Here is an 11628-nt window from a genome sequence, read left to right as displayed (position 1 = left end):
GGATACTCCTGTATATCGAGCGGTGGCTGAAAGCCGACCTGGTACTCTCCGACGGGACACGATACCCGAGGGACCGGGGAACTCCGCAGGGCGGAGTCATTAGTCCGCTGCTAGCGAATCTCTTTCTTCACTACGCTTTCGACTGCTGGATGAAGCGGAACTGGCCAGATGTCCCGTTCGCCCGCTATGCGGACGATGCGGTTTGCCACTGCCAGACTGAAGCCGAAGCCCGACGACTGATTGAAGAACTGGAGAAGCGGTTTAGCGAGTGCGGCCTGGCCCTGCATCCCGAGAAGACCCGGATTGTCTACTGCAAAGGGAGTCGACGACGTGGGACGTACCCAAATCAATCTTTTGACTTTCTGGGGTACACGTTTCGACCACGTCCGTCGCGAACGCGACAGGGGACACTGTTTGTGGGCTTCAACCCGGCGGTCAGTCGTAAGTCACTAAAGAAGATGGGGCAAAAGGTACGAAGCTGGCGCCTTACAGCTCGTGTTCACGACACACTAGATATGTTGGCCGAGGTCATCAATCCAGTGGTGCGCGGCTGGCTGCGTTACTACGGGCGCTTCAATGTTGGACAGCTTCTGCGATTCCTTTCCCGTCTTGAGCTGCGACTCGTACGCTGGGCACGCCGCAAGTATAAGCATCTGAGACGAAGCTGGCGTCGCGCGTTTGAATGGCTCCGACGGATCCGGGCAGCAAAGCCGACACTCTTCGTTCACTGGCAGGCGCTTTACACAGGCTCGAAGGCCCGATGACAAGAGCCGTATGAATCGAGAGGTTCACGTACGGTTCTGTGAGCGCCTCGGGGGGCGGTTCCCCGGGGCGACTCGACCGAGATAGATCATCGACGAATGGGAAGTGCTGGAAGGGCTCCCAGAGTCTGGCGAGCGCCTTCCGCACCTGCTCCGGGCTGGGTTCTTCCGGGATGCTGGGCCATCCGTCCGGATGCTCAGCCAACAGGAGTAACCCTGTGTACTGGTCGTATCCCGGTGTTTTGAGCAGGCTTCCATCCGGCCGTAAGATCGGCCCGCGAACGATACCCGTCAATTCCGGCATTCCCCATGCGCCACGGTTGTGCATGACTCGCTTCGGAAGTTCGTCCGGGCAATCCTTCACCATCCACACTTGTTTGCGTCCGTCGAATCTCAGCCAATGTGCCCGCTCCTCAAGGTGGGTCTTCAGCCAATGATGAGTCACCTTCTGGATGTGGCCCTCCCGGCTAAGGATTCGGACGAGTTCACCGCCTCGTTGATAGACTGCGCCGGCACCGGTAAGGATTTGATCGGCTACTCGGATCAGTGCAGGCATCTCGCCTGGGTTTATCCGTATGCTCGGGAGATCGCCGATGAGATCGAAGCGCTGCCCTCCATGGGCGTGGCTATGAATGTAGGGCATGCCCCCGCCTCGAAGGTTGGCCCAAGCGATCCGGGTATCGCCCCTATAGTCCGGCTCCAAAGGATCAGCGAAGCGCTCGCCGTGCCATTGGTCGCGGTTTTTGAGGATTTCCCCAACAGTCACCCAGTCCTGCATACTGTGGCTAAATAGCTTGAACTCCGCCGGGAGTTCCCATCGGTCCAAGACCCGCATGAGCCGCTCACGAGCCTGTTCGTCACTGCCTTCCTCAGCGAAGAATTGAATGCGCTCTTCGATCCAAGCCCCTCGAATCTGCGCCTGTTCTTCGCGTCGAGCGTATCGGAGGTCGGCTTGGAGCGATTCCAGCCTATCCCGATCCTCTGCATTCAGATCAGGGAGTGTCCGCCGCGTATCAATGGGTGCAGCCGTCGGGTTGCGGACTTCGGGCTCCGGGCGACGCTGTTCAAGCGGCTGCACACAGTGTGCCCCGGCGGCGAAATCGAGCCGTTCTGGTTGCCACACGGCTGTATCGACTGGGGAGCGATCAAGGTACTGACCGGATTTGCTGATGTTGTAGTACCCCCGCCCCGCGAGCCAGAGACGCTCGTGGAGGACCTGCCCGGCGCGTCGGATGTCGCGAGCATCGGCGACCTGGACGTATACCCTGAGCCCACCTGCGCCTACCAGCTCTTCACCGGTTTCGGCGTTGTAGATGTAGGCCGAGCCACTCGATCCGACGACCGCAGGAGCGCCTTTCAACTCCGGCCAAACTTCGATCAGTGCCTCCAAAAGTTCCTCTCTAGTCAGCGGAGTTTCATTTTCTGGAGGATCGTAATCCAACAGGAGCCATCCCGACCCCGCTGGCCAGTCAAAGTGGTCGCGAGTGCGTGTGATCTCGCCCTCTAGGGCACAATCCCGTGCAGCGATCATTGCCTTGGGCTTCGCGGTGACACCAAAGCACAACGCCTGACGGGGCTCCATCTGGCTTATAAGCTCCGCAAGTTCTGCTGGCCCACAGATGTCGATCCGCTTATAGTTCCCCCGTATCAGATTGCCGCCCGACTCCTTGACGAGCCCTTTCTCAGGATCAAGGCGATAGCTTTTCGATAGCCGCCTCGGTTCTACGGCATGGATCACGGACAGTGCCGCAGGTGACGAGGATTCAGTACGATGCTCCTCATGCTCGCTCTTCAGTTCGGCTGTTTGTAGTTCGTCTGTTTGTAGCTCGTAGTTTGTCGGTTTGGTCAACACAGCTGAGCACACGGTCTGATCGTTGCGCTCTTGAACTTCAGTAGCTTGCATCGCTTTATCCTCCCCGGCACGTAGCCGGCCAGGTCCGTCTGAACACAAGCGAGGAATCTGGATTTGCTACGCTGCTGATCCATCCCCTGCCCACTTAGCCCACCTCAGGCGAGGTCGACTACCGCTAGAATACCCATAAACGCTTTGGGACTACTTTTAGCCCTAAGCTATTGATTTTTAGTGATAGGCCCAAGAGGGTACAGAGGTGAAATCCGAAGAGGTGTGTTCAGCGACCTGTGGTCCGAAGCCTTCTCCAGCTGCCGTAGAGGACGGTGTGGATCGCTTCGCGTGGCCGAACCAGCTTGGGTAGGGGTTGAGCACGGGACGCCGCTGATCACGGTTTGGCAACGGGGAGGCACAAGCCCCTTGAGTGAGGTGCCCCGCGCATCCTGCGAGGGCGCCGCCCGCTGGTTCTCCGTCGAGGCTTTTACAGATCGTCCTCACCTCTTGCCACGAGCCCACGCAGCTCCTCGACGGCCAGCGCCGGCTTGGCCGCATCAGACGCCAGCCGACTGAGGCCGGGCTCGAAGCACTCGCCTGCCTCACGGCTGCGCTCAACGATCGCTTCGCCCGGCGTCTCGACGATTGCGGCTAGGGCTGCCTCCTTCGTGGAGAACCGCGCAAAGCTATATAAATCATTGTGTTATAACCCCGTGGTGGTGTCAGTGGGTGCGTGTTGCTGTGGGCTTCCCATCGTCGTCAGAGCGGGCTAATCTAGCTTCGGGGGAAGTCTCTTGCTGGCTCGGCGCGGTGGCCATCTTGGCTGCAAGTGTGATGGTGGGCCTAGTGTCGTGAGCGTTCGAGCGTGAGCTATTCGGCTTTCCCCATGACTCTTTGGTGATAGGAGTGCTCACCAAGTGCTCAATTGCTGAGCGTGGTGGACTAATCGATGGTCGAGGCCGTTGGTACTGTCTAGCGCCACGGCATTGGGATTAGGAATAAAAATAATGAGAAATAGAGAGTTCGATTTTTTCAATGGAGCCTTTCTGGAATACGATCTTGGGCTCAATGTGCTCAGTCCGAGATCCGCAGGGGAAGATGGAGATTTCCTGACACTCGTCAAAGCCGCCTATATGGCTCGCGGCGAGTTGACAGCAGAGCAGGTTCGGCAAGTCGACCTTGATCTAAATGCAGCGATGCACCAAGGCCAAGCTCGCGTTGACCACTGGGTTGGGCGGCTGCAGCGCGGCGATGTGCAGCCCGATCAGTTGCTGGTGCAGATGCTCAAGGAGGCTCAGGCGGGGAATCCAGGGCTCAATGATGATCCGACGCACATCGACTTCCGCCAGCAGTTTGCCGCTGCGCTTGAGGAGTTCATTCGAGAGAATGGCATCGCTGATCCGGTGCTATTAGGTAATGGCCTGACTGACCTAGTGGGCACGATACGCCAAGAGGTTGGTCTCCGAGTCGCCGAAGCTCATGGCACCCAATTCCGATTGCAAGATCTGGATCGGCTCGCCGGTGATCTACCACGGTGGTTTACAGTAACCATAGATGACGAAGCTGTTGCTGCGCAGTTGATGACTAGTGACGGACATCTCCGGCCTGATCTGATGAATGCCGTAGGTCTGAATATACCGGATAGGGTGGTGAGTGATCTGCCCGATGCAGCGCGTGCAGCGGTGCAGAGCCGCCAGATTCCGGAGCGAGGGCCGACGCCAGAGCCAGAACCCGGGCCAGAGCCAGAGCCGGAGCCGGAGCCGGAGCCAGAACCCGAGCCGGAGCCGGAGCCAGAACCCGAGCCGGAGCCGGAGCCAGAACCCGAGCCAGAACCCGAACCCGAGCCGGAACCCAATAAAGTACGCCTTGAGCTGCCATTAGGTGATGGATGGACGCCGGGGAGTAATAACATCAGATTTGATATGGTTTTCCCCTCGGTGGCTACTTTGGACAATTTTTCCTTACAGGGTGGCGGCGCCTTATCGACTTCTTTGTCTAGCACTACTTTAGGTGGAGAGACCAGATCCAGTTATTTAATTTCTGCTGCTAACGGTGCCGAAAATGGCGTGCTTGAATTTGATTTTATCGTCAGCGAAGAAAATGCCGAGAATTTCGCTGTTGAAGTAAGCAATATGATAGTTAATGGGAGGTTGTTAGGCTCGATTATCTATGTGGTCGAAGATGGTTCTTTGGTTCGGCGTGCGTCTGAGCCGATGCCACCACCTGCGCCAACGCCGGAGCCAATTCCGGAGCCAATACCTGCGCCAATGCCGGAGCCAATTCCGGAGCCACCACTTGCGCCAACGCCCGAGCCAACACCTCTGCCAACGCCCGAGCCAACACCTCTGCCAACGCCGGAACCACCACCTGCGCCTCACCCTGGGTCAGATACTCAACCACCGGAGTTGTTGAGCCTTTCCATTACTGATCAGGTTGATTTATCAGGCGACTCGGTATACCTTAAGTTTACGGTAGGGGCAACTGACGACTTGTCCGGTGTGGACAGGGTTTCCATCTGGTTTGATCAAAACCTCAGTTACGCGTTTTCAGAAGGCTCTGCAATTACCGGTTCTTATCGACTTGTTGGTCTCTATAACTGGAGCGATGAAGAGAACGCAGTCAACCGAAATTCCGTAAAAATTTGGCCTTTAGAAACCAATGACTCCGGCACATACAACATCACTCGGGTCGATGTCCGAGACCGTCAAGGCAATGAGAGGCGTTACGACGCCGATGAGCTGGAGCTGCTAGGATTTGATACCAGTTTTGAGCTAACTGGAGGTCGGTCAGATACTCAACCACCGGAGTTGTTGAGCCTTTCCATTACTGATCAGGTTGATTTATCAGGCGACTCGGTATACCTTAAGTTTACGGTAGGGGCAACTGACGACTTGTCCGGTGTGGACAGGGTTTCCATCTGGTTTGATCAAAACCTCAGTTACGCGTTTTCAGAAGGCTCTGCAATTACCGGTTCTTATCGACTTGTTGGTCTCTATAACTGGAGCGATGAAGAGAACGCAGTCAACCGAAATTCCGTAAAAATTTGGCCTTTAGAAACCAATGACTCCGGCACATACAATGTCACTCGGGTCGATGTCCGAGACCGTCAAGGCAATGAGAGGCGTTACGATGCCGACGAGCTGGAGCTGCTAGGGGTGGATACCAGCTTCGAGCTGCTATGATCCTTGGTAAGATATGGCCATACGTTGACAAGGGCGACGATCGGTTTTAATGCCCATCCAAACAGTGGGTTACGCGATTTAAGAAGGCCGATTTAATCAGTGTCGTCCGCTCCACCGATCAAGTCCCTCCTCGCACCTTTTTGAGGGGGGGGCTTGATCAGCCTCATCGCCCACCATTAGCCCATAATTGCCCCTAGCCTCAAGACGAACAAATTGGCCAGTCAGCAAGGTATGATCAAGACCTGCGTCCACAGCGACGTGACATCCGAGACGGAGAGCACAGCAGCAAATGGCAATCAAGAAATCCGAACTCTACTCCTCCCTCTGGGCCTCCTGCGATGAACTGCGCGGCGGCATGGACGCCTCGCAGTACAAGGACTACGTCCTGTTCATGCTCTTCATCAAGTACATCTCGGATAAGTACGCCGACTCTGACGACTTCGCTCCGCCGGTCCTCATCCCGGAGGGGGCCAGCTTCGCCGACATGGTCGAGCTTAAGGGCAAGAGCGACATCGGCGACAAGATCAACACCCAGATCATCCAGCCGCTGATTGAGGCCAACCAGCGGCTTGCGCGCAGCGACTTCCCCGACTTCAACGACCCTAACAAGCTCGGCGAAGGCAAGGCGATGGTCGATCGCCTGACCAACCTGATCAGCATCTTCCAGAAGCCGGAGCTGAACTTCGCCAAGAACCGGGCCGAGAACGACGACATCTTGGGCGACGCCTACGAGTACCTGATGCGCCACTTCGCCCAGGAGAGTGGCAAGAGCAAGGGCCAGTTCTACACCCCGTCTGAGGTCAGCCGCATCATCGCCCAAGTGATCGGCATCTCGCCTGAGACTGCCGTGGCGGCCACGACCGCCTACGACCCGACCTGCGGCTCCGGCTCGCTGCTGCTGAAGATCGCTGCCGAGGCTGGCAAGCACATCACCTTGGAAGGGCAGGAGAAGGATGTCACCACCGCCGGTCTGGCGCGGATGAACATGATCCTGCACGACTTCCCCACCGCCAACATTCTCAACGGCAACACCCTAGCCAACCCGAAGTTCAAGGAGGGGGAGGCGCTCCGCACCTACGACTACGTGGTCGCCAATCCGCCGTTCTCGGATAAGGGCTGGAGCGCCGGCCTTACCCCGGACGACGACCCTTGGCAGCGCTTCGCTTGGGGCTCGCCCCCGGCCAAGCAGGGTGACTACGCCTACCTGCTGCACATCGTCCGCTCCATGAAATCCGGCGGCAAGGGCGCGGTGATCCTGCCCCACGGTGTGCTGTTCCGAGGCCACGCTGAGGCCGCTATCCGCAAGCAGCTGGTGCGCTCTGGCTATCTCAAAGGGATCATCGGTCTGCCGGCCAACCTCTTCTATGGCACCGGCATACCTGCCTGCATCTTGGTGCTCGACAAGGAGAATGCCCGAGCTCGCAAGGGCATCTTCATGATCGACGCCGCCAAGGGCTTCATCAAGGACGGCAACAAGAACCGCCTGCGCGAGCAGGACATCCACCGCATCGTCGATACCTTCAAGAAGCAGGCCGACGTGCCGCGCTACGCCCGCATGGTGCCGTTTGACGAGATCGCCGATCCGAAAAACGACTACAACCTCAACCTGCCGCGCTACATCGACGCCAGCGAGCCGGAAGATCGCCACGACCTGCACGCCCACATGAACGGCGGCATCCCCGAGCGCGATATCGACGGCGATCCGGCGGCCATCCCGCCGGTTCCGGGTCTGGCCGCCTACTGGCAGGTCTTCCCGGGCCTGCGCCGGGCGCTGTTCCGCACCAACGGCCACCCCGGCTACGCCGAGCTGGCAGTGGAGGTGGCCGCGATCAGGTCTACCATCCTTGAGCACGAAGAGTTCGCCGCCTTCAGAGCCCGCATCGCCGCTCTCTTCGATGAGTGGCGCAGCCACAACCGACCCGTACTCAAGGGCTTCGACGTGGACGGCCAGCCTAAGGCGCTGATCACCGAGATCGGCGAAGAGCTGCTCGATACCTTCCGCGCCGCACCGCTGCTCGACCCCTACGACATCTACCAGCACCTAATGGACTACTGGTACGAGACGCTGCAGGACGACGCCTACGAGATCGCCGCCGATGGCTGGGTGGCCGAACCTCGCCGCCTGCTCGAAGAGGTCAAAAGCGGCAAGAAGAAGGGCCAGATGAAGGACAAGGGCTGGACCTGTGATCTCATCCCCAAGCCCTACATCGTCGCCCGCTACTTCAGCGAGCAGCAGGCCGAACTGGACGCTCTGCAGGGTGAGATCGATACCGTCGCTGCCCAGCTCACCGAGCTGGAAGAGGAGCACGGCGGGGAGGATGGCGCCTTCGCCGAGTTGGACAAGATCAACAAGGGCGAGGTCTCCAAGCGCCTCAAAGAGATCAAGGGCGATCCCGAGTACACCGACGAGGCCAAGATCCTCAAGCAGTGGAGCCAGCTCGACAGTCGCCAGAGTGAGCTGAAAAAGCAGATGAAGGAGGCCGAAGCCGCCCTCGACCAGCTCGCCTACGAGACGTACCCCGAACTCAGCGAGGAGGAGATCAAGACCTTGGTGGTCGACGACAAGTGGCTCGCTGCGCTGGAGACCGCCGTTCAGGACGAACTGGAGCGCGTCTCCCAGACCTTGACCGCTCGGGTGCGCCAGCTGGCCGAACGCTACGCAACCCCACTGCCTAAGCTGGCTGATGAGGTGGAGAGCCTGTCGGCGCGGGTGGAGGAGCACCTGAAGACTATGGGGGTGGCGTGGTCATGAATGGGGAGGCGATGGATGCGCGCGATGCTTCGGCGGGGTATGCGTCGCAGGTGGAAACGCCGGCGGTGCCGGAGGGGTACAAGCAGACCGAGGTGGGGTTGATTCCTGAGGATTGGGGACTGAAGCAACTAGGTATGGCCTGTCATATTGCGACAGGAAAGAAGGATGTAAATGAAGGCAACCCTAAAGGCCGGTACCCATTTTTTACCTGTTCACGCTCATCCACTTATAGCGATTCATACTCTTTTGACACAGAGGCAATACTGATAGCGGGCAATGGCGATGTCGGGAACCTTCATTATTTCAAGGGCAAATTTGAAGCATACCAAAGAACTTATGTCCTTTGTAGTTTTGCTGATGATGTGGGCTTCTTATGGCAGCAATTATGCGCTTATCTTTCTGAGTCTTTGGGTCTTGGCAAGATTGGGTCATCAATACCTTACATCAAGAAAGAACACCTTTTTGGTTTTAAGTATGCAAGCCCACTTAATGAGCGTGAACAACGTGCTATCGCCACCATCCTCTCCGACATGGACGCCGAACTCGAAGCTCTGCAGCAACGCCGCGCCAAGACCGCCGCCCTCAAGCAGGCCATGATGCAGGAGCTGTTGACCGGGAGGACGCGGCTGGTATGAGCAACATGCCCAGCACCGACTCGGCACTGGTTGACGATCTACGTCAGCTGATCGACGCGGCTCGTCAGCGAGCCGCGGTGGCTGTCAATGCCGAGCTGACGCTGCTCTACTGGCAGGTGGGTAACCGCATCAACAAGGAGGTTCTTGGCGATGAGCGGGCTCGCTATGGCAAGCAGGTGATGGCCACCTTGGCCGGTGAGCTTACCTGCGCCTACGGGCGGGGCTGGTCGAAGCGCAATCTGGCGAATATGTGCCTGTTTGCTCAGTGTTATCCCAGTGTCGAGATTGTGCAGACGCTGTCTGCACAATTGAGCTGGAGCCATTTCATTCTGCTGATCGGGCTGAAGGACAGCCTGCAACGGGAGTTCTACACTGAGCTCTGCCGGCTGGAGGGTTGGTCGGTGCGCCAGCTGCAGGAACGCATCCAGTCGATGTTGTTCGAGCGCAGCGCCATCTCGCGCCAACCGGAGCAAACGATCCGGGCTGACCTTCAGGCATTGCGCGAGAGCGGTCAGCCCTCGCCAGAGCTGCTCCTCAAAGACCCCTACATCCTCGACTTCCTCGGCCTGAACGACCGCTACCTAGAGCGCGACCTAGAAGACGCCATCTTGCGCGAGATCGAGCAGTTTCTGCTGGAGCTGGGCGCTGGCTTTACCTTCGTAGCGCGCCAGCGGCGCATCCAGATCGACGACGAGGACTTCTACATCGACCTGCTCTTTTACAACCGCAAGCTCAAGCGCCTGGTGGCCATCGACCTCAAGCTGGGTCGCTTCAAGGCCGAGTACAAAGGGCAGATGGAGCTCTATCTGCGCTGGCTGGCCCGTTACGAGCAGGAGGTTGACGAAAACCCACCGCTGGGCATCATCCTCTGCGCGGGCAAACAGCAGGAGCAGATCGAGCTGCTGGAACTCGACGGCAGCGGCATCCATGTGGCTGAGTACCTAACCGTGCTGCCGCCCCGTGAAACCCTGCAGGCCCGCTTGCAGCAGTCGGTCGAGAACGCGCGGGCTCGGCTGCGAGCCGATCGGCAGGAAGGATAATGACGTATGAGCAGTGTTCGCCTCGAACGCCACACCCAGGAGCGCGTCGTAGCCCTGTTTACCCGCCCCCAGGCAGAGGGTGGGCTGGGCTATCGCCATCTCGGCGACTGGCACCAGCGCGAGCAGAACCGCGCCATCGAGACGGAGCTGCTGCGCGCCAATCTGCGTGAGCGCGGCTACTCCGATCCCCATATCAACGCCGCTTTGCAGAAGCTGGAGACCGCCGCCGATGTCACCGGCGTGACGCTCTATCAGGCCAATCTGCGCACCTACAACCTGCTGCGCTAACCGGTGAAGGTGCTGCTCTGGCCGGGGCAGCCGCATGAGGATGTGCAGCTGATCGACTGGGAGCAGCCCGAGCGCAACGACTTTGCCTTAGCCGAGGAGGTCACGCTCAAGGGCGGCCACGAGCGCCGCCCCGATCTGGTGCTCTATATCAACGGCATCGCGGTGGTGGTGATTGAGCTTAAGCGCAGTTCGGTGGAGGTGACCGATGGGGTGCGTCAGCTCATCACCAACCAAGAGTCGATCTTCAACGAGCACTTTTTCACCACCGTGCAGCTGCTGCTCGCCGGCAGCGACGCCCAGGGGCTGCGCTACGGCACCACCGGCACCCCGGAGCAGTTCTTTGTGCAGTGGAAGGACGAAGAAGGCAGCGCTGGAACCTCGCCCGGCGTGTTGCTGGATCAGCCGCTGGCGCAGCTATGCAGCAAAGAGCGCCTGCTCGACTTGATCCGTAACTTTGTGATCTTCGATGCCGGGCAGAAGAAGGTGCCCCGGCCCCACCGGTACTTTGGCGTCAAGGCCGCGCAGGCGCGGATCGCCCAGCGCGAAGGCGGGGTGATTTGGCACACCCAGGGCAGCGGTAAGAGCATCCTGATGGTGCTGTTGGCCAAGTGGATCATGGAGCACGATCCAGCCGCCCGCATTCTGGTGGTGACCGACCGCGACGAGCTCGACCGGCAGATCGTCGGCGTCATGCGCAACGCCGGGGTGGTGGGCGAGAATGACCCGTCGCCGCGCATCACCTCACGCGCACAGTTCGTTCAGATGCTGGGCGCGACTACGCCCCGGCTGCTCTGCGCCTTGGTGCATAAGTTCGATCCCGGCGACCTCAAGGGCGACCCGCCGCCGGTCCACGGGCGCTTCTACCAAAACGCGCCGCAGTGCTCCGCCTATAGCCGCGCAGTGGCTTAGGGGGTGGTGAAGCGGCGCATCTTGCAAGTGGCCACCATTCTGTTATGATCGAGACCATGTCACCGGATGGATTGAGCACAAAGCGGAAGAAGCTTTGCGACACGAAGTCGCTCAAAGGAGTCGTTCTATGAACGTAGGATAGTGCTTAATCCTATCGCCACTCTCCTCGTGCGTGATGGTGACTGATCGTTCGAAGCAGGAGGGAAAGCCCAAGGGGA

General features: G+C 58.9%; 7 protein-coding genes. All 7 read left to right on the top strand.

Annotated features, from left to right (window positions below):
- The first annotated feature begins 2 nt into the window (after window positions 1-2).
- The 7 genes from CKO15_RS14705 (at window position 3) to CKO15_RS12295 (ending at window position 11410) form a co-directional block, all read left to right on the top strand.
- Window positions 3-764 carry a reverse transcriptase domain-containing protein gene (locus CKO15_RS14705; protein ID WP_420842146.1) on the top strand — a complete coding sequence of 254 codons (762 nt, stop codon included), beginning with the start codon at window positions 3-5 and terminating at the stop codon, window positions 762-764.
- Between the two features lie 2847 nt (window positions 765-3611).
- Window positions 3612-5786, top strand: coding sequence for a hypothetical protein (locus CKO15_RS12315; protein ID WP_200196742.1), 2175 nt, complete (start codon window positions 3612-3614; stop codon window positions 5784-5786).
- A gap of 289 nt (window positions 5787-6075) precedes the next feature.
- Window positions 6076-8538 (top strand): type I restriction-modification system subunit M, encoded by a 2463-nt coding sequence (locus CKO15_RS12310; RefSeq protein WP_200196739.1) that lies wholly within the window; start codon window positions 6076-6078, stop codon window positions 8536-8538.
- A complete protein-coding gene (locus CKO15_RS12305) occupies window positions 8535-9173 on the top strand; it encodes a restriction endonuclease subunit S (protein ID WP_200196731.1) in 639 nt (212 codons plus the stop codon). Before CKO15_RS12310 ends, CKO15_RS12305 begins: the two co-directional genes overlap by 4 nt.
- Window positions 9170-10213, top strand: a complete 1044-nt coding sequence (locus tag CKO15_RS12300; protein WP_200196729.1) for a PDDEXK nuclease domain-containing protein — start codon at window positions 9170-9172, stop codon at window positions 10211-10213. The genes CKO15_RS12305 and CKO15_RS12300 overlap by 4 nt, the downstream gene beginning before the upstream one ends.
- A gap of 6 nt (window positions 10214-10219) precedes the next feature.
- Window positions 10220-10501, top strand: a complete 282-nt coding sequence (locus CKO15_RS14230) for a hypothetical protein (RefSeq protein ID WP_242464777.1) — start codon at window positions 10220-10222, stop codon at window positions 10499-10501.
- 3 nt (window positions 10502-10504) lie between these two features.
- Window positions 10505-11410: a type I restriction endonuclease gene (locus tag CKO15_RS12295; protein WP_338036063.1), complete on the top strand. Its 906-nt coding sequence runs from the start codon at window positions 10505-10507 to the stop codon at window positions 11408-11410.
- Window positions 11411-11628 lie beyond the last annotated feature (218 nt).

The sequence above is a fragment of the Halorhodospira abdelmalekii genome, from assembly GCF_016583625.1.
GTDB classification, from domain to species: domain Bacteria; phylum Pseudomonadota; class Gammaproteobacteria; order Nitrococcales; family Halorhodospiraceae; genus Halorhodospira; species Halorhodospira abdelmalekii.
Note: the sequence above shows the minus strand (reverse complement) of the source record. Positions and strands in the feature narration are given on the sequence as shown.